This window comes from Shinella daejeonensis (assembly GCF_024281235.1).
Lineage (GTDB): Bacteria > Pseudomonadota > Alphaproteobacteria > Rhizobiales > Rhizobiaceae > Shinella > Shinella daejeonensis.
The window spans coordinates 147601-164553 of record NZ_JAHWXY010000006.1 but is presented as its reverse complement, the minus strand read 5'-3'; the positions used below and the strand labels follow the sequence as shown (position 1 = coordinate 164553).

20 protein-coding genes and 1 tRNA gene are annotated in these 16953 nt (G+C 62.7%); 8 read left to right on the top strand and 13 right to left on the bottom strand.

The window, feature by feature from the left end; genetic code table 11:
* The first annotated feature begins 18 nt into the window (after positions 1 to 18).
* Positions 19 to 921 (top strand): DMT family transporter, encoded by a 903-nt coding sequence (locus KYK29_RS15785; protein WP_254691886.1) that lies wholly within the window; start codon positions 19 to 21, stop codon positions 919 to 921.
* 15 nt (positions 922 to 936) lie between these two features.
* Here KYK29_RS15785 and argB read toward each other — a convergent pair whose 3' ends face one another.
* Positions 937 to 1824 (bottom strand): acetylglutamate kinase, encoded by an 888-nt coding sequence (gene argB, locus KYK29_RS15780; protein ID WP_254691862.1) that lies wholly within the window; start codon positions 1822 to 1824, stop codon positions 937 to 939.
* A 180-nt stretch (positions 1825 to 2004) separates the two neighbouring features.
* On the opposite strand from argB, the gene KYK29_RS15775 reads away from it, so the two are divergent.
* Positions 2005 to 2709, top strand: a complete 705-nt coding sequence (locus KYK29_RS15775; RefSeq protein WP_254691861.1) for an anti-sigma factor — start codon at positions 2005 to 2007, stop codon at positions 2707 to 2709.
* A gap of 18 nt (positions 2710 to 2727) precedes the next feature.
* On the opposite strand, the gene yihA is transcribed toward KYK29_RS15775, so the two are convergent.
* The 4 genes from yihA to rpmH all read right to left on the bottom strand — a co-directional run bounded on the left by yihA (position 2728) and on the right by rpmH (position 5900).
* Complete coding sequence (gene yihA, locus KYK29_RS15770; protein ID WP_254691860.1) at positions 2728 to 3381, bottom strand: ribosome biogenesis GTP-binding protein YihA/YsxC; 654 nt, start codon at positions 3379 to 3381, stop codon at positions 2728 to 2730.
* A gap of 157 nt (positions 3382 to 3538) precedes the next feature.
* Positions 3539 to 5338 (bottom strand): membrane protein insertase YidC, encoded by a 1800-nt coding sequence (gene yidC / locus KYK29_RS15765; protein ID WP_254691885.1) that lies wholly within the window; start codon positions 5336 to 5338, stop codon positions 3539 to 3541.
* Positions 5338 to 5730, bottom strand: a complete 393-nt coding sequence (rnpA, locus tag KYK29_RS15760; protein ID WP_254691859.1) for a ribonuclease P protein component — start codon at positions 5728 to 5730, stop codon at positions 5338 to 5340. The genes yidC and rnpA overlap by 1 nt, the downstream gene beginning before the upstream one ends.
* A gap of 32 nt (positions 5731 to 5762) precedes the next feature.
* Complete coding sequence (gene rpmH / locus KYK29_RS15755) at positions 5763 to 5900, bottom strand: 50S ribosomal protein L34 (protein WP_119257473.1); 138 nt, start codon at positions 5898 to 5900, stop codon at positions 5763 to 5765.
* Positions 5901 to 6209: 309 nt separating this feature from the next.
* Between rpmH and KYK29_RS15750 the strand changes: the two genes are divergently transcribed.
* The 3 genes from KYK29_RS15750 (at position 6210) to KYK29_RS15740 (ending at position 9989) form a co-directional block, all read left to right on the top strand.
* A complete protein-coding gene (locus KYK29_RS15750; protein ID WP_254691858.1) occupies positions 6210 to 8111 on the top strand; it encodes a methyl-accepting chemotaxis protein in 1902 nt (633 codons plus the stop codon).
* Between the two features lie 207 nt (positions 8112 to 8318).
* Positions 8319 to 9782 (top strand): sensor histidine kinase, encoded by a 1464-nt coding sequence (locus KYK29_RS15745; protein WP_254691857.1) that lies wholly within the window; start codon positions 8319 to 8321, stop codon positions 9780 to 9782.
* A gap of 130 nt (positions 9783 to 9912) precedes the next feature.
* Positions 9913 to 9989 (top strand) — tRNA-Arg (locus KYK29_RS15740).
* Between the two features lie 243 nt (positions 9990 to 10232).
* On the opposite strand, the gene KYK29_RS15735 is transcribed toward KYK29_RS15740, so the two are convergent.
* Both KYK29_RS15735 and KYK29_RS15730 read right to left on the bottom strand, forming a co-directional pair.
* A complete protein-coding gene (locus KYK29_RS15735; RefSeq protein WP_254691856.1) occupies positions 10233 to 10436 on the bottom strand; it encodes a GcrA family cell cycle regulator in 204 nt (67 codons plus the stop codon).
* Entirely contained in the window at positions 10433 to 10654 is a 222-nt protein-coding gene (locus KYK29_RS15730) for a hypothetical protein (RefSeq protein ID WP_254691855.1), read from the bottom strand. Before KYK29_RS15730 ends, KYK29_RS15735 begins: the two co-directional genes overlap by 4 nt.
* Before the next feature lie 264 nt (positions 10655 to 10918).
* On the opposite strand from KYK29_RS15730, the gene KYK29_RS15725 reads away from it, so the two are divergent.
* The 3 genes from KYK29_RS15725 to KYK29_RS15715 are packed head-to-tail and all read left to right on the top strand — an operon-like array spanning position 10919 to position 12567.
* Positions 10919 to 11164: a helix-turn-helix domain-containing protein gene (locus KYK29_RS15725; protein ID WP_254691854.1), complete on the top strand. Its 246-nt coding sequence runs from the start codon at positions 10919 to 10921 to the stop codon at positions 11162 to 11164.
* Positions 11161 to 11595, top strand: a complete 435-nt coding sequence (locus tag KYK29_RS15720; RefSeq protein WP_254691853.1) for a hypothetical protein — start codon at positions 11161 to 11163, stop codon at positions 11593 to 11595. The genes KYK29_RS15725 and KYK29_RS15720 overlap by 4 nt, the downstream gene beginning before the upstream one ends.
* Positions 11596 to 11646: 51 nt before the next feature.
* Positions 11647 to 12567, top strand: a complete 921-nt coding sequence (locus tag KYK29_RS15715) for an HIRAN domain-containing protein (RefSeq protein ID WP_254691852.1) — start codon at positions 11647 to 11649, stop codon at positions 12565 to 12567.
* On the opposite strand, the gene KYK29_RS15710 is transcribed toward KYK29_RS15715, so the two are convergent.
* The 6 genes from KYK29_RS15710 to KYK29_RS15685 form a co-directional block, all read right to left on the bottom strand.
* On the bottom strand, positions 12564 to 12983 hold the full coding sequence (locus KYK29_RS15710) for a PIN-like domain-containing protein (RefSeq protein ID WP_254691851.1): 420 nt from the start codon (positions 12981 to 12983) through the stop codon (positions 12564 to 12566). The genes KYK29_RS15715 and KYK29_RS15710 overlap by 4 nt on opposite strands.
* Positions 12980 to 13672, bottom strand: a complete 693-nt coding sequence (locus KYK29_RS15705) for a hypothetical protein (RefSeq protein WP_254691850.1) — start codon at positions 13670 to 13672, stop codon at positions 12980 to 12982. Before KYK29_RS15705 ends, KYK29_RS15710 begins: the two co-directional genes overlap by 4 nt.
* An 81-nt stretch (positions 13673 to 13753) precedes the next feature.
* Entirely contained in the window at positions 13754 to 14233 is a 480-nt protein-coding gene (locus KYK29_RS15700; RefSeq protein WP_254691849.1) for a TubC N-terminal docking domain-related protein, read from the bottom strand.
* A complete protein-coding gene (locus tag KYK29_RS15695) occupies positions 14230 to 15711 on the bottom strand; it encodes a DUF3631 domain-containing protein (RefSeq protein WP_254691848.1) in 1482 nt (493 codons plus the stop codon). The genes KYK29_RS15700 and KYK29_RS15695 overlap by 4 nt, the downstream gene beginning before the upstream one ends.
* Positions 15708 to 16628, bottom strand: a complete 921-nt coding sequence (locus KYK29_RS15690; protein ID WP_254691847.1) for a DUF7146 domain-containing protein — start codon at positions 16626 to 16628, stop codon at positions 15708 to 15710. Before KYK29_RS15690 ends, KYK29_RS15695 begins: the two co-directional genes overlap by 4 nt.
* Positions 16625 to 16939: a winged helix domain-containing protein gene (locus tag KYK29_RS15685; protein WP_254691846.1), complete on the bottom strand. Its 315-nt coding sequence runs from the start codon at positions 16937 to 16939 to the stop codon at positions 16625 to 16627. Before KYK29_RS15685 ends, KYK29_RS15690 begins: the two co-directional genes overlap by 4 nt.
* Positions 16940 to 16953 lie beyond the last annotated feature (14 nt).

Genomic DNA, 16953 nt, shown 5'->3' with positions numbered 1-16953 from the left:
CGCATGGTAGCGGCGGGGATGGAACTCTGGATCCCCATCACCATTGCCGCGGCCTTTCTTCAGAACCTGCGGTCCGCCCTGCAAAAGCAGCTTCAGGGTTCGCTCGGCACGCGCGGGGCGAGTTTCGTGCGCTTCGGCTACGGCTTCCCCCTGGCGATCCTTTATGTACTCGCTCTGCACTGGCTCGGTGGTCTCCCGCTGCCGGCGTTCAACTGGAGCTTCGCCCTATGGTCGGTGATCGGCGGGCTGGCGCAGATTTTTGCGACGATGATGCTCGTCTATCTCTTCTCGCTTCGCAACTTCGCCGTCGGAACGGCCTATTCGAAGACCGAGCCGGTGCAGGCGGCCTTCTTCGGTTTCGTGCTTCTTGGCGAAAAGCCGTCGCCCGGGGCGATCGTCGCGATCATCGTCGGTGTCGCGGGGGTCATGCTGATATCGCTTTCGCGCGCGCCGCTTTCCTGGCGCAATGCCTTTGCGGCGCTGACCGCCCGTTCCTCGCTGATCGGGATCGCCTCGGGCGGCGTCTTCGGCATTTCGGCCGTCGCCTATCGCAGCGCCTCGCTGTCGCTCGACGGGCCGGGCCCCATCATGAATGCCGCCGTGACGCTCGCCTGCGTTACGACCTTCCAGACGGCGTTCATGCTGATCTGGATGGGCTGGCGCGATCCGCCGGAGATTGCGCAGGTGCTGAAAAGCTGGCGGTCGTCGGCGCTGGTCGGCGTTTCGGGCGTTCTCGGCTCCGCCTGCTGGTTCACGGCCATGTCGTTGCAGCAGGTTGCCTATGTCCGCGCGCTCGGCCAGATCGAACTGGTCTTCACCTTCACGGCGTCCTACTTCCTGTTCCGCGAGCGGGTGAGCCCGGCCGAACTGGCCGGCTGCCTGCTGATCGTGGGCGGGATATTCGGACTGCTTTTCTGGTAGCCGCGCGCCTCCCGATCAGGGAACGATCAGCGTGCCTGCGCCATGTTCGGTGAAGAGTTCGAGCAGGACGGAATGGGCGGTCTTGCCGTTGAGGATGACCACGCCCTGCACGCCCGCGCCGATCGCCTCGATGCAGGTTTCCACTTTCGGGATCATGCCGCCGGAAATCGTGCCGTCCCTGATGAGTGCGCGGGCTTCCGCGACGGAAAGCTCCTTGATCAGCCGGCCGTTTCCGTCGAGCACGCCGGGAACGTCGGTCAGGAAAAGCAGGCGCGTGGCATGCAATGCGCCGGCGATCGCGCCGGCGAATGTGTCGGCGTTGATATTGTAGGTATGGCCGTCGCGGCCGGGCGCGACCGGGGCGATGACCGGAATCATCTCCGATTTCGCCAGAAGGTCGATGAGCGTACGGTCGACTTCGACCACTTCGCCGACGAAGCCGAGGTCGAGGATGCGCTCGATATTGCTGTCGGGGTCGATCACGGTTTTCTTCGCCTTCTGCGCGAAGACCATGTTGCCGTCCTTGCCGCAAAGACCGATCGCCCATTCTCCGGTCTGGTTGATGAGCGCGACGATCTCCTTGTTGATGGAGCCCGCCAACACCATTTCGACGATCTCGACCGTCTTTTCGTCGGTAACGCGCAGGCCCCCTTCGAATTTCGATTCGATGCCCATCTTGGTCAGCATCGCCCCGATCTGCGGGCCGCCGCCGTGAACGACGATGGGATTGACGCCGGATTGCTTGAGAAGCGCGATGTCGCTGGCGAAAGCCTTGCCGAGATCGGGATTGCCCATGGCGTGGCCGCCATATTTCACGACGATGGTCGTATTCTCGTAGCGCTGCATGAAGGGAAGCGCCTGGGCGAGAAGGCGGGCTTGGGTTTCGCTTTCGGTTTGGGTCATGGCGGCCTCGTCTAACTGCTGCGGCCTCTTTAGCTCATGTTGCGCGGCGAGGGAATGAGGGACGAAGAGAATGCGCGTCGCATTGGGGGAAGGCGTGGTAAGCTGTCCCGACAGGACTTATGTTAAGTCGGATCCGCGCCGGTCACAGCGGCGTGGCGGAAGTCGGAGACTGCATCGCCGATGACGGCCCCAGACAACAGGAAGACCGGAAGCCCGCGCAGCGACGAGGTGATCGCCAGCGAATATGTGATGGGCGCCCTGTCGCGGGAAGATTGCCGCGTGGTCGAGGAGCGGCTGGCCCGCGATGGCCGCTTTGCCGCCATCGTCAGGCGCTGGGAGCGCAGTCTTGCCGATCTCACCCTCGATGGCGACCCGCCGCCGGTTCTTGCCGTGCCGCGGTTTTCACCCCGCGCCGAAGCCTGCGACGTGGTGTTTTCGGGCCGGGTTTCCGGCGGTTTCTGGAATTCGCTCGCCTTCTGGCGCTCGTTCGGCTGTCTGGCGCTGGCCGCCGGCGCGGGACTGGTGGTGGCCGTTCTGTTCACCCCTCCCGCCGAACGCGGGCGCGCCGCCGCGGTCCTGACGGGCGAAGGGCTGCCGATCGGCATCCATGCCCGCTATGACGCGCGAAGCGGACGCATTCACCTGACGCCGGCCGCGGGTCAGGGCAGGAATACCGCGCTGAAGCTCTGGATCGTCGAGAACGGCAAGCCCGGTATCGCGCTCGGTCGTCTGCCGGCGGACGGCGACGGGACGCTTTCCGTTCCGGCCGGCCTGCGGCAGCGGCTGGTCGAGGGAGCGGTGCTGGCCGTCAGCGCAGAGACACCGCGGACGGCGCCGGGCAGGGGCGATACGGTCGCCGTCTCGGGGCCGCTGGTCTTCGAATAGGGTCTTGCGGGCCGAAGTTCAGAGCCGGATCGCCGTGACGATCGCGGCGCGCAATTCGTCCAGTCCTCTTCCCTTTTCGGATGACGTCGCGATGACCTCGGGATAGGCGGCCGGCCGTTTGGCGATCTTCTGCAGGGTTTCCTCGTGCAGTCGCGGCACGCCCGCCTCCTTGATCTTGTCGGTCTTGGTCAGCACGATCTGGTAGGAGACGGCCGCCCTGTCGAGCAGCGCGAAGACCTCCTCGTCATTCTTCTTGATGCCGTGGCGGCTGTCGATCAGCATATAGACGCGCTTCAGCGTGGCGCGGCCGCGCAGATAGTCGAAGACGAGCCGCGTCCAGGCGTCGACCTGCTCCTTCGGAGCCTGCGCATAGCCGTATCCCGGCATGTCGACGAGCGCCATCGGCGGCAGGTCGCCAGCCTCGCCCGAATAGCCGTCGGGAACGAAATAGTTCAGTTCCTGCGTGCGTCCAGGCGTGTTGGAGGTTCGCGCCAGTCCCCTGTGGCCGACGAGCGCGTTGATCAGCGAGGACTTGCCGACATTGGATCGGCCGGCGAAGGCGACTTCCGGCGGGCCTTCCGGCGGCAGGAACTTCATGGCCGGCACGCCGCGGATGAAGATCCAGGGTCGGCCGAACAGCGGCTTTTCGCCGGGTGCTTTGGTGTCGGTCATGCGGGTCGTCCCCTGTCGTTGCGGTCCCCGCTTCCGGGTTTTGGCGGGGAATGTCAAGCGCCGGAATGGCGGATGCGATACGTGGAAGCCTTGTGGCGAGGAAAGGAAAACCCGGCGCGGGGGCCGGGTTCTCGTTGTCGCCGTCGTCCGGTTCCGGTCAGGCCGATCCCGCCTTTTTGCCGAACAATCCCTTGAGGTTGTTGAACAGTTCGATCTTCACGCCGTGGCGCTTCATGATGATTGCCTGCTGGGTGATCGAGAGCAGGTTGTTCCAGGCCCAGTAGATGACGAGGCCGGCCGGGAAGCTCGCCAGCATGAAGGTGAAGATCAGCGGCATCCAGTTGAAGATCATCGCCTGGGTCGGATCGGGCGGCGTCGGGTTCATGCGCATTTGCAGGAACATCGTAATGCCCATCACGATCGGCCAGATGCCGATCAGCAGGAAATGCGGCACATCGTAGGGCAGAAGGCCGAACAGGTTGAAAAGCGAGGTCGGATCCGGCGCCGACAGGTCCTGGATCCAGCCGAAGAACGGCGCGTGCCGCATCTCGATGGTCACGTAAATGACCTTGTAGAGCGCGAAGAACACCGGAATCTGAAGCAGGATCGGCCAGCAGCCCGCCAGCGGATTGATCTTCTCCTCCTTGTAGAGCTGCATCATGGCCTGTTGCAGCCCCATGCGGTCGTCGCCGTGCTTGGCCTTCAGTTCCTCCATTTTCGGCTGGATTTTCTTCATGTTCGCCATGGATGCGTATTGCTTGTTGGCGAGCGGGAAGAACAGCGCCTTGACGACGATGGTCGTCAGCAGGATGGCGATGCCGAAATTGCCGAAGTAGCGGTAGAAATAGTCCATGAGCTGGAACATCGGCTTGGTGAAGAACCAGAACCAGCCCCAGTCGATCATCAGGTCGAACTGCTTGATGGAGTATTCGGTCTCGTAGCGGTCGATGATCGGAACTTCCTTGGCGCCGCCGAAGACGAGGTTTTTCAGCTCGGTCGACTGGCCGGGTGCGATGCTGATGGCATCCTGGCGATAATCGGCCTGGTAGCGCGGCCGTCCGTCGGAGAAATGCGAGAAGCGCGTTTCGTAGGGCGTCGCCTGCGGCGGAACCAGTGCGGCCGCCCAATATTTGTCGGTGATGCCAAGCCAGCCGCCGGTCGCCTTTCCAGGTTCGATGGTGGTGCTCTTCTCGGTATCGCTGTAGTCGACCTCTTGCAGGCCGAGGTCGCCGAGCACGCCGATGAAGCCTTCATGGAGGACGTAGATCGACGGGCCCGTAGGCTTGTAGAGGCGGGTGACGCGGCCGTAGGGCGAAATCGAGACGGCTGCGTCCGAGCGGTTCTCGATCGTATCGGCGACGGTGAACATATAGTGGTCGTCGACGGAGACCGTGCGGGTGAAGGTGACGCCCTTGTCGTTCGTGAAGGTCAGCGTCACCGGCGTCGTCGTCGTCAGTTTGCCGTCGCCTTCCTGGGTCCAGACCGTCTGGGGGCCGGGCACCTGTCCGCTCGCCTGGTCGCCGACATAGCCGAGTTCGGCGAAATAGCCGTCCGGGCTCTCGGCCGGGCTCCACAGCGTGATGATCGGGCTCGACTTGTCGACCGTTTCGTGGAACCGCTTCAGGCGCAGGTCGTCGAAGCGCGCGCCGGTTAGGTTGATGGAGCCGGAAAGTTCCGGCGTATCGATTGCGACGCGGGCCGATCTTGCGACGGCCTCGTCGCGATTTTCGCTCGACCCGCCCGGTACCGTCGCGCCCGGCAATGCGCCGTTCGTCGCCGGGCCTGTGGCCGCCGGGGTCCCGTCGGCGGACGTGCCCGCGCCGGCGTCGAGGGTCTGCTGGAGTTCGAGCGCGGCGCGATCGGCCTCGATCTTCGGGTTCACGTAGAGAAATTGCCACGCGATGAGAATCAGCACCGACAATGCGATCGCCACGAAGTAATTGCGGTTGTTTTGCATCATTTTTTCCCGGGAGCTGCGGGTCGCGGCCGCTGCTTCTGTTGCTGCCTTGTCGTGATCCTGTCCTTGAGACCGGCCTGCAGGGTTTCAAAGGGCGCGCTGAGCACGTCCCGCCTGGCGACAATGACATAGTCGTGTCCGGGCTGCATTGCAAACCCGGCGGAGAGCCGGACGGCCTCCTTGAGACGTCGCCGCATGCGGTTGCGCTCGACGGCGTTGCCATGTTTCTTGGTGACGGTGAAGCCGACGCGCGGCGGCTCGTCCGGCGCATTCCGGTCGCGGACCTCAAGCAGGAAGGTCGGCCCCTTGCGCTTTTCGCCGTCGCGCACAAAAAGAAACTGCGGACGGCTTTTCAGCCGTCCGACAGCAGGATGTTTCACTGTTTTCGTCATTGCCCGTCGCCTCGGTTCGGGCCGACGCGGCCTTAGGCCGACAGGCGGGCGCGACCGCGAGCGCGGCGGGCGGACAGGACCTTGCGGCCGCCGGCAGTGGCCATGCGAGCGCGGAAGCCGTGGCGACGCTTGCGAACGAGCTTGGAGGGTTGGTAGGTACGCTTCGACATTTATTTAATACCGCGGTGTGCGGCCCTTCTTGGGTTTGCATTCAGCAAGGAGCGTTAAAGGCCCGGCATACGTCAACCCTCGCGGGAAGACGGCTTCCGAACGTGCGCGGCTTATAAGGGAAAGGACAGGCCCGAGTCAATTGCGGGATTGTTCGCCGCCGGCGCGCGATGGCCATCGGGCGGTCCGTCGCGGATCTGCAAGGCCGGCATCGTTAAAATACTGCTTAACTTTTTGCCGATAGGGTCCCGAGACGACAGGTTTGGGGGGGTGTCCTTCCGGGAAGACTGTTGAAACCGAGGGGGGACGCGATGCGGATTCAAGGAAAAATCTATCTGGTTGTCGGTGTCATGGGGCTGGTGGCGGTGTTGATCGCCGGTATCGCGCTCCATGTGGTTTCGGAATACAGCCGCAAGCTCGCCGATTACGAGAACGCGGCCGATCGCGCCTTCTATGGCGAGCATCTGAACCGTGAGGTGACGGCCGTGGTGATGGAGGCGCGGGGAATTTACGCCTCCAGGGATCTTGAGGAAGGGAAGAAATTCGCCGCCGGTATCGCCAGGGAACTGGATGAGATGGATGCGACGCTCGAAAAATGGCGTCCGCTCGTTCCGCAAGTCCAGAAGGCGGCTTTCGACGCCGTGGTTGCGCGGGCCGCCGAGTTTCGCACGTTCCGCATGGAGACGGCCCGTCTCGGCACACAGGTCTCGATCCTGGCCGCCAACGAGCAGGGCAACAATGAGGCCAACCGGGCCAACCGCAAGGCGTTCCAGCAGGAGATCGACGCCGTCGTGGAGACGGACAACCGTAATCTCGAGGCGATCAAGGCGGATGTCGAGGCTTTCCGGCTGCTGATGCTGACCATGGTGCTCGGCACCGCCGCTGTCGGCCTGGCGCTCGGTTGCGGCACGGCCTTCTATATCGCGACGAATGAACTGAGCCGGCCGATCCGCAATGTGACGGAGACGATGAAGCGGCTTGCCGGCGGCGACCTCGAGACCGAAGTGCCCTATGCCGGCCGCAAGGACGAGATCGGCGAGATGGCAGCCGCCGTGGCGGTGTTCCGCGAAAATGCGCGCACCGTGCGCGATCTCAATGCTCAGGAACGGGTTCTGCGCGAAAAGAGCGCCGATCTCCAGTCTTCCATCGCCGCCGTCGTCCATGCCGCCGCCGCCGGGGACTTCAGCGCCCGGATCGACAGGGATTACGACAACGAGGATCTCAACCGCTTCGCCGGCAGCGTCAACGCGCTGGTGGCCGGCGTCGAGGAAGGCATTGCCGAAACCCGCCGGGTCGTCGGCGCGCTTGCGGAAGGCGATCTGACGCAGACCATGGACGGCCGGTTCAGCGGCGCGTTCGCCGAATTGCAGCAGAACGTCAACGCCACGCTCGCCATCTTGCAAAGCACGATGCGCGAGGTGCGCATCTCGACTCATTCGATCAATGCCGGCTCGGGCGAACTGAGCGCGGCCACCGACGATCTCTCCCGCCGCACGGAGCAGCAGGCTGCCGCGCTGGAGGAGACCTCGTCCGCGCTGGAGGAGATCACCGCGGCCGTCAGGAATTCGACGGAGCGGGCGCAGGAGGCGACCGTCATGGTCGGTGAGGCCACCCGCAGCGCCCACCAGTCCGGCGAGGTCGTGCGCAACGCCGTCGACGCCATGGGCCGGATCGAGCAGGCTTCCGGCGAGATCACCCAGATCATCAACGTGATCGACGAAATCGCCTTCCAGACCAACCTTCTCGCCCTGAACGCAGGCGTCGAGGCGGCGCGCGCCGGCGAGGCCGGCAAGGGTTTCGCCGTCGTGGCGCAGGAGGTTCGCGAACTCGCCCAGCGCGCGGCAAGTGCGGCCAAGGATATCAAGGGCCTCATCACCAAGTCCGGCGAGGAGGTGGCCGTCGGCGTCAAATATGTGCAGGCGACCGGGGATGCGCTCTCCGATATCGAGAGCCGGGTCCTGAGGATCGACGAGCATATCCATTCGATCGCCACCGCGGCGCGCGAGCAGTCCACCGGATTGCAGGAGGTCAGCACCGCCGTCAACCAGATGGACCAGGTGACGCAGCACAATGCCGCCATGGTGGAGGAGACGTCCGCCGTCACGCACAAGCTGAAGGGCGAGGCCGACGGGCTCGCCGGACTGGTCGCCCGCTTCCGCACTGAAGAGGCCGGCCTGGCCGCCGGCGTGCGGACCGAGGCGCGCGCCGCCTGAGCCGCCGGAGCGGGACGCGTCCCGGCCGATGGATCCGGATGTGAAACGGGCGCTGTGGCCGGATGGTCGCAGCGCCCTTCGCTTGCGCGGCGTTGGAAAATCCGCGGCAAGCGCCTAATATGCCTGATACGATGTCCCGTCGATGCAGGCGCGGCGGCCAGCCATGCCGCTTTCCGCCGCGCCGGCGGCAAGCCGGGGAGTGGCAGAATGGTGGAGAGCGGGCCTCCTTCCGCGCAGGGCAGAATGCCGATGGCCGGTTTCCTTTCCGGCCTGTCGGGCAAGCTTCTCCTGCTCACCGTTGCCTTCTCGATGATCGCCGAAGTGCTGATCTTTGTTCCTTCGGTCGCCAATATGCGGCTGATGTGGCTGCGCGACCGGCTCAATACGGCCGCTGCCGCAAGCGTGGTCATCGAGGGCCTGCCGGACCGGGAGTTGCCGCGGCTGGTGCAGGACGACACGCTGATGGCGACCGGCACCAAGGCGATCGTGCTGCGGCGCGCCGATGCCTCCCGCATGGTGGCGGCCGTCGATATGCCGCCCCGTGTCGACGGGCAATATGACATCGCCGATGTCTCGATCCCCGCCGCCATCTACGACGCCTTCGGGACGTTGCTTTTCGGGGGCGACCGGGTGATCCGCGTCTATGGCCCGGTCGGAGATTCGGATACCACCATCGAGTTGCTGCTCGATGAAAGCGCGCTTCGAAAGGCCATGCTGACCTATGCGCGCAACGTTTTTGTGCTCTCCATCGCCATCGCGCTGATCACCGCCGGCCTCATCTTCTTCGCGATCAACCGGATGTTCATCCGTCCGATCCGGCAGATGACGGTGAGCGTGCGCGCTTTTGCCGCCGACCCGTCGAACCCGGCGCGGGTTCTCGTTCCTTCCGATGGCAAGGACGAACTGGCCGTCGCCGGCCGGCATCTTTCCGAAATGCAGCAGGCGCTCCAGCGGACGCTCAAGGAGCAGAAGAACCTCGCCGATCTCGGGTTGGCCGTTTCGAAGATCAACCACGACATGCGCAACATCCTTGCCTCGGCGCAGCTCATGTCCGACCGGCTGGCCGATGTCGACGATCCGGTCGTCAAGCGGTTCGCGCCGAAACTCCTGCGCAGCATCGACCGGGCCGTATCCTATACCAACGATGTGCTGTCCTACGGGCGCATGCACGAACCGGAGCCGCGCCGGCGTTTCATCCCGCTTCGGCCGCTGGTGCTGGAAGTCCGGGAGATGCTGGCGCTCGATGCGCGCGCCGATATCGAATTTTCCCTGGAGATCGAGCCCGGGCTGGAGGTCGACGCCGATGGCGAGCAGCTCTTCCGGGTGGTCCACAATCTCTGCCGGAATGCCGCGGAGGCGCTGTCGCAGCCGGTCGAGGTCGGATCGCGGCGTATCCTGGTATCGGCCATCCGCACCGGCGGCGTCGTGACGATCGCGATCGAGGACAATGGTCCCGGCATGCCGGAAAAGGCGCGTGAAAATCTGTTTTCCGCCTTCCGTGGATCGGTGCGGGCGGGTGGCACCGGACTGGGGCTTGCGATCGCCCGCGAACTCGTTCTTGCCCATGGCGGCACGATCGCGCTTGTCGAGAAATCCGCCCCCGGCACGCTTTTCCGCATAGAGCTTCCGGACCGGCCCCTGCCCCTCGACGCCTTCCGCCATCGCGCCTGAGCCGCAACGCCGGAGGAATTCTCTCCGGGAACGAAAAAATTGCGCTTTTCGCCGAATTGCGCTTGCAATGCCGCCGCCGACGCTTTAGGAGATCGCCTCGCAGCCGGACACCACGCCCAGCGCTGCCAGCGCACCCGTAGCTCAGCTGGATAGAGCACCAGACTACGAATCTGGGGGTCAGAGGTTCGAATCCTTTCGGGTGCGCCACTTCCTTTCGTTAAATAGCTGATGGAAATACGCTTTTTCGAGCGTTTCTTTTCGCCTTCCCCCAATAGTTCCCCCAATGCGTTTCGGAAGGTGGCAAATCTCGCTGGACGGCGCAGGACGAATGCCGGTCTGATTTCAGCGCCAGACAAAAAAATCCCAATTCGGTCATATCTTGCGTGATGCTCCCCGCGCCGGTCCCCGAGCGGTCGCAAAAGTCTGGAACCACCCCCCGGGGGTATGGGGTCACGCCGCATCGGTTTCGGCTCCACGCTTGCGGTAGGCCAGCAGGCAATGCGCCTTGCAATATGGCTTTGTCCCTTCGGTTCGCTGACCACAGAACAGGTGCAGCTCGGCCGGCTTGGCATCGTTCACCGGCCACCGGCAGGCGTAGCGTGACAGATCGGCAAGAGGCATGGCAGATCGAGAAGGGGAAGGCTGGTGCATCATGCCCGTGCCCTCTGGTTGATACGGTACTGCCCACTCAGGTCTTCATGCACCTGCTTCGCCCATGAGTGTGCGCAGACGAGGCAGCGGGCCAGGTCGTCCACCATGTCCTTGTCGTCATCCTCGGCCATCCGCTCGGCCACATAGGTGCAGACGGACAGGAGCGATACCACGTCATGCGACAGGGCAACTTGATCCTCGGTGATTTGAACAACGGGCATTGCGGTGGCCTCACTATGATGTGCTTGCTGATTAGCGCGGGCTCGATATTCGAGATGCGGAAGGGGCGGCGGATCAGCGAAAGGGCGTCTTGAGCGGTTAACTTCAGGCATGGCTTCGCCAGCGGCCGGAACGCTGTTGTTCGGCATTGGTCATCTCTCCGATTTCGATTTTGTTTCGCTCGTTATCGAACTGATAACTACTTATCACTAGACAATGACTGATAGCAAGTGCATCAGTGATAAAAAGTTATCAGAGGGCAGAGGATGAAAATGCTTATCAAGGCGGGCCGGGATTTGCTCGGCATGACGCAGGCGGAATTGTGCGAGAGGGCGGGTGTCCCGCTCATCACGCTACGGCGGATCGAAGGGAAACCCGACCATGCCGGCCTTGTGTCTCAAGACACGGTGGAGAAGGTGAAAGCAGCGCTACAGGCGCAGGGCGTCCAGTTCCTTGAAGATGGACAGGTGGCAGCCGGCCCGGGCGTGGCCTTGAAGGGCAAATGCCCATGACTGGAAAGGTCGCCACTGACCAGTTCACAATTGCTAAGGCACCCTTTGAGGATATCGGTAAGGACAGGGTTCGCCTTCACTGGAAGCGACGGCTAGGGAAGAGGCGCTTCGTCATCCTCAAACTGCAGCATGGGACAAGACGCGCGCTCGTGTCGGCATTGGGTCATGAGGAAAGTGAAGACGTGATCCAGATGGACATCGACCTTCGCGACAAGTTGGGGCTTGAGCCGGGAAAGCAGGCGGAAATCTCTGTTGCCCTTGCGCCCTGGCACCAGCAATTGTGCTGGTATCTCAACGCAACAGACCCCGCTGTCCGCATCCCCGCATGGCTTGGTATCTGGTCATTTGCGATTGGGGTCTTGAGTATATTTCCCGTCTTTGCGTGGCTCACCTGCGCCGCCCGCGTCTTGATCAGCGCGATAGCTCGTTGACTCTGCTCCTCGTCTCCACAACGCTGCGGAAATCAGCGCGGGGGGCGAGGCATGCACAAGCAATACCATCTTGACGAATATCCAATACCGGACGGCTTTCGCATCTACCGGGACCGCGTGCCGGTCATGGGGGTAACGATGCGGAAGGCCGATGCCGCCGCGTTCTGCAAAGGCTCGGGCAAGCAGGTGGCCTTTGAGCGGGAGCCGAACAACCGCCATGACCCGAATGCAATCCGCATCATGGGCTCATGGAAAGGATGGTTCTCGCGGAAGGAAAAGATGCTCGGCTATGTGCCGGCAGAGGATGCCGTAAAGCTGGTGCGGCTCGGCCTTGCGGACAGCGTGCGCCCGAGGCTCATGAAGACGTACCTGGGCACCGATGGTTTCGTGGAAATCGAGATCCAGATTATCGGGCCGAAACACCTATACCCGACCTTCAATCCACCGCCGCCGCCGAAAGTCGTCAGCCCCGCCGAATCAAGCGCGGACGATGCAGCCGCCTTGGCTCGGCTGGACACGCTCACCACGTTCTTGAAGGGCGAGGCGATAGTCACGCCGCAACAGCTCGAGAAATTGAGAAAGGCGCAGAGCCGAAAGACGGTATCGAGGATGATGGAAACCGGGGAGACTTATGGGCAGGCATCCGGTGCGCCCGCCTTCCTCAATCAGCCCGAAGGCGATTTCCGCGCTCACTTGCAATCGATCGACAATGACCTTTCGGCGCAGCTCGATATTGTGGACAAGGCGTGCAGATCATATTTCGAGACAGGCGAGGTGCCAGCGCCTTACTATCCGTGGCGCATCGCGGTCATTCTCAGCAAGGCAAAGATGAGGGACAGAGAACGTGAGTTTCTGGCCGCATGGTGCCGCCACTTCGCGGAAGGTCGAGGCAAGCGCTATGGCGAACTTGTCGAGCGAGCGAATAAGCTGAACGCGACGGTAGGCGGACCGGGCGTGGCGTTCAAGCGTTAAAACGGCAAAGGGCGCAACTTCGCGCCCCGCTGTATCGCAATTTCGTGCATGGTTGGCGCGCTCAGCAAGTCCGTCACCCGCAATAGGTCCGGCCATTTCCAGATCAACAATGAGGCAATCTGATTGAGCGACGTTTTCTGATAACCGGATGCCAGAATGAACCCGTGAAGGCCGGCAGACCTCAACGCAGCGCGTTCGGCCGGATTTTTCACCAGTCGCCTATCGCCAGTGATGAACATCCACCTTTCAGGCGTTTGCCGTAGCAGATCAATCCATTCCAGATCAGCGGAATGCCGCCCCTTCGGCAAGCCGGGAATATCACGAATATGAAACGCGGCGTGGCCTTCATGTTGGATGAAGCCATGCAAGGTCGATGCGAAAACTGGCGGGGTGCAGTTGTCGAAGAAAACCTTCACGCTGCCAATCGCTGCTCCATGCCGGCCTCGAAGTCCACAGCCCGACGCACAGCCGTCACCGGCACGTCATATGCGTGGGCGGCTTCGGCCACACCAAGGCCATCAGCAGCGGCAGCGAGCACGGATGTTGGCACGCTCGTCTCTCCGTCTATGGGCGCACCGAAGGCACGCGACGGATCAACGACGATGTTCGTGCGGCGACCAGCAGGCCACCACAATCTGGGGCTTCCATCCTCCCCAAAATCGACGGAACGCAATATCGGCTCAAGAATACCCTTGAACTCGTACTGCCTGCGAAACAGGTTGAGCAACCGTTCGCGCTGGTTCCCATCCTCGTCGGTCTCGATAACCTGAAGAAAGATTTCCCGCCCTGCCGTCATAAAACGGTTGGTAGAAAGCGGATGGTCCTGCTCGATAATTTCACGCGCCAATTGGATGGCGGCACGAACGCGGATTGCCGATACACCATTCTTGATAAAGGCGTCGGCGACACGAACTTCCATAAGGTCGCGGAAACCCAGGAACACGCGGTCGTCACCCAAGCCGACCTCCGGTTCCCACAATGGATCATATCGTTTTCCACCGGCTTCATGTCCGCGCAACCAGCGTGAAATCTTCGCGGCGGGGATGCGCAGAAGCCGTCCAGCTTCCGCTGGAGTGTATAGCCCTACACCGATTAATCCATCCATTGCGCACTCTTTCGGTCCAGAACAAGCCGAACTCATCTTGTATTGTCCGTAGCACATAGAATGGGCCGTCTGCCAGTTCGTTCAAGCCTCCCGATTAGGACTTGGCGTCCCGCACTGAACGTCGCCATCCTCGACCAGCACGGCGCGTCCCAGCTTGTTGAAGGTGATACGTCCGGCATCTTGCAGCGACGCTTCTGCCTGTGCCGCCCGCGTACCGCCCCAGCGCAGCACCCGCATTGCCATGCCGTATGTCATGGGACCGTGAAGGCGAAGGGTATCCGCATATCGGTCGGCATCATTGGGTCGGGCGACCGGATCAAGTTTTAGGTCGCGGCGAAGGTCGCGCTTCATATCCTCCAAGTTGGCGGATTTGGCCGGCGCATCTTCCGCCGCCTTGCCAGTCAGGAAGTCGATGACGGTCCCTTTTTCAGCGGCCAGCGCGGCGACGATTTCCGGCGTCACCTTGCCGTCACCATTGCGCCAGCGGATGCGCTCGCCATCGGTCGAGAACTCGACGCCATCCGATGCGAGCGCCTTCACCAGATCGACGGCGGCGCTCATATCTCGCCCTCCCATCTGTCACCGGTGACAGTTTCTCCCGTCATGTCAGAATAAGCGTCACAAGTGCCACAAGTGCCGTTGTTGTTGTTTTTACTGCGCTTTTCTGTTGCACTTAGAACGCCGGTGACACTTGGGGCACTTGTGGCAGTTTTTTCAGTGCTGTCTGAGAGATACCTATTGAAGGCATCCGCGAAGTCCATGCGGCGATAAGAGCTACCTTCTCGCCCCCGTTGAGGGTTGATGCTGTATGGCTTCAACAGCTTCGCAATGCCGCGTGTGGTGATAGGTGATCCGCGCCGCCATTCCTGCCAAGGGCTTTCCTCAAGCCCGCATAGTGCGCTGCAAAGGTCAGTCGAGCTTATTCCCGTTGCCTGCCTTGCCTCGAATATCTCGGCAATATCGCGAAGGAGAAGGACGCCGGCCGATTGAGGCTCATCATCGCCCTGCACCGCCGCCGCGCCGACCAGCGCCGACCGGATCAATTCCGGCCACCGACCACCAGCAGCATCGGCAATGGCGCAGATGGCGCGAGCATTATCCTGCGCACGGTCATTGAGCGCATCGGGGATAATCGGATCCATGTCGCGAAGGCGGAATGCGTTTTCTTCCACCCAGCGTGCAGCCTTTCGCCTCAGATGCAGGAACTCATTCAGACGGTCGGCACGGAACCGCTCGACCTTCTCGCCTTCCTGCTTCCTGCGCAGCCGGACCACCAGCGCCCGGTCTTCCAGCGTATCCGGTAGCTTGCCAATCATGGCGATGCACTTCGGCGACCAGACCTTGAACTGGCGCGGCTCATGGTCGTCGCCGACCGTGCGCCAGACATAGGCGCTCAGGCGGTTATGCCCGCCGTTGAGAACGCCACGCAGTTCCTCGTTCGCTTCAAGGAACGTGTCGGCCTCGTCTATCAGCATGGTCGGCATATACTTCTCGACCACACGGAACAGGACGGCCGTGCTGATATTGACCGCGTGCATGGTGCGCGGTGCCAGCGCCCAGATGACCGACAAGGCCGTGGTCTTCCCGCACCGCTTCTCAGGCGAGACAAAGGCCAGTATCGGGGAAATGTCGCTGACATCATGCGCCCAGGCATGAAGCACCCATGCCGCCATGAGCGGCGCGGAATGCTCCGGCAGGACACAGAACCGCTCGACCGTCGATTGCAGCGCGTCGAGAAGCGCAGCGCCGTCAACCGGATCGGGCCACGGTTCGACCGCCTCGAACGGGTCGCCGCCTTCCTCGCTTCCGCCATCCGGCCGGGTTGCTTCCACCAGACTGTCGAGAACAGAGACACGGATTTTCAGTGCCTTGGCCTCGGCCTCCCGGCAGACCTCATATTTCAGGCGGGGAAGCTGCGCCAGCTCGGCAATCCGCGCCTCGGCCTTCTCATGGTCGCCAAGCTCAAAGGGCGTTTCCTCGATGCCCTCAACCCCTTCCATGTCTTCCATATCGTTCAATGCCGCATCGGGAGAACTCATGCCGCTTTCCCCTTCACGCTAACAATCGACGCGCGCGGGTGCTTCGGTATCCCCGCCAGCACGTCATTCCAGTCCCGTCCGCCCGGCGCAGGCAGCAGGCCGACTTTCCAGCCTGCATTCGTCGCCTTGACCGCCAGCGCGCGCCCGGCATCCTTGCCGGCGTCGTCGCCATCGGTTGCGACCGTGAGGACGCCAGCCACTTCCGGCAGCGTCAGCGCTTTCATGCCGCTCGTGGAAAGCGCCGCCCAGATAGAGCCATTACCGCGAAGCAGACCGGACGCCAGAGACAGGCCGGTTTCAATGCCTTCGCACACCACCAGCTTGTCGCCGCCGGCCGTGAGACGGACAGCGCCACCGGCAACCGCGCCCAGCATCGCCTTGGCCGGCTCGACCTCGGCCTTGCCTAAACCGTCCGACCGCAAATAGGTCCGATGGATGGCGAGGCGCGGCGCACCCTCGACCAGCGCCACCATCGCGGGCCAGCGTTTCCCGGTCGGATGCCAGCAATCGGCATGGAAGCGCAGCGTGTCGGGAAGCTCAGCCCTGATGCCGCGATGGCGCAGATAGGTTTCGGCAATCGTGCCGCAGATCGGCAACGCCTCACGCCAGCAGGCCAGCGCACGCGCCTCTTGCTTCTCGGCCTGCTCTTTCTCGGCCTTCCGGATGCGTGCCAGTTCCTCGACCGATGGCCGGGAATATCGGCTTATGCCTTCGACCAGCCCCAGCCCCTTCAAGGCGTCGAGAATGGCCGTGAAGGAACAACCGGCATGGCAATGGAGAAGAAGCCGGCCGCCCTCGCCATCGGCAATGCTGAGGCTGGGGGTGCGGGTATTCGCATGGGCAGGGCAGCATGTAATACCGTAACGCCCGAACCATTTTCCGCGAAGGGAAAGGGTGATGCTCTTTGCGTCTGTCAAGCCGTCGCCCTCCCGGCCTCGGGCTTCGCGGTCACAATGGATCGCAGGACGTAGCGGGCATGATTGCCCCGGAACGGCCCACCATGCTTTTCGTGCACGGTCTCGATAAGCAGCCCGAGTCCGCGCAGGGCGTGGACATAGGCCGACCAGCGCGGCCCCGGTTGATCGATCGGAGTGCAGCCCTTTGCTCCGGCCTGCATCAGCCGTTCCAGCGCCCAGCGCTCACGGCCTTTGACCGTGAAGGCGAAGGGCGCGGCGTCGGGATTATGTGCCGTGAACTGGACGGCTTCCCAGCTTTCGCTTTTCGTCATGCTTCTGTCCTCGT

Coding starts and splice junctions, on each gene's coding strand:
- KYK29_RS15715 (WP_254691852.1), top strand. CDS start 11,647: ATGCACAAGCAATACCATCTTGACGAATATCCAATACCGGACGGCTTT.
- KYK29_RS15745 (WP_254691857.1), top strand. CDS start 8,319: ATGGTGGAGAGCGGGCCTCCTTCCGCGCAGGGCAGAATGCCGATGGCC.
- KYK29_RS15785 (WP_254691886.1), top strand. CDS start 19: ATGGAACTCTGGATCCCCATCACCATTGCCGCGGCCTTTCTTCAGAAC.
- KYK29_RS15750 (WP_254691858.1), top strand. CDS start 6,210: ATGCGGATTCAAGGAAAAATCTATCTGGTTGTCGGTGTCATGGGGCTG.
- KYK29_RS15695 (WP_254691848.1), bottom strand. CDS start 15,711: ATGAGTTCTCCCGATGCGGCATTGAACGATATGGAAGACATGGAAGGG.
- rpmH (WP_119257473.1), bottom strand. CDS start 5,900: ATGTCGAAGCGTACCTACCAACCCTCCAAGCTCGTTCGCAAGCGTCGC.
- rnpA (WP_254691859.1), bottom strand. CDS start 5,730: ATGACGAAAACAGTGAAACATCCTGCTGTCGGACGGCTGAAAAGCCGT.
- KYK29_RS15705 (WP_254691850.1), bottom strand. CDS start 13,672: ATGGATGGATTAATCGGTGTAGGGCTATACACTCCAGCGGAAGCTGGA.
- argB (WP_254691862.1), bottom strand. CDS start 1,824: ATGACCCAAACCGAAAGCGAAACCCAAGCCCGCCTTCTCGCCCAGGCG.
- yihA (WP_254691860.1), bottom strand. CDS start 3,381: ATGACCGACACCAAAGCACCCGGCGAAAAGCCGCTGTTCGGCCGACCC.
- KYK29_RS15720 (WP_254691853.1), top strand. CDS start 11,161: ATGACTGGAAAGGTCGCCACTGACCAGTTCACAATTGCTAAGGCACCC.
- KYK29_RS15735 (WP_254691856.1), bottom strand. CDS start 10,436: ATGATGCACCAGCCTTCCCCTTCTCGATCTGCCATGCCTCTTGCCGAT.
- yidC (WP_254691885.1), bottom strand. CDS start 5,338: ATGCAAAACAACCGCAATTACTTCGTGGCGATCGCATTGTCGGTGCTG.
- KYK29_RS15700 (WP_254691849.1), bottom strand. CDS start 14,233: ATGAGCGCCGCCGTCGATCTGGTGAAGGCGCTCGCATCGGATGGCGTC.
- KYK29_RS15775 (WP_254691861.1), top strand. CDS start 2,005: ATGACGGCCCCAGACAACAGGAAGACCGGAAGCCCGCGCAGCGACGAG.
- KYK29_RS15685 (WP_254691846.1), bottom strand. CDS start 16,939: ATGACGAAAAGCGAAAGCTGGGAAGCCGTCCAGTTCACGGCACATAAT.
- KYK29_RS15730 (WP_254691855.1), bottom strand. CDS start 10,654: ATGCCCGTTGTTCAAATCACCGAGGATCAAGTTGCCCTGTCGCATGAC.
- KYK29_RS15725 (WP_254691854.1), top strand. CDS start 10,919: ATGAAAATGCTTATCAAGGCGGGCCGGGATTTGCTCGGCATGACGCAG.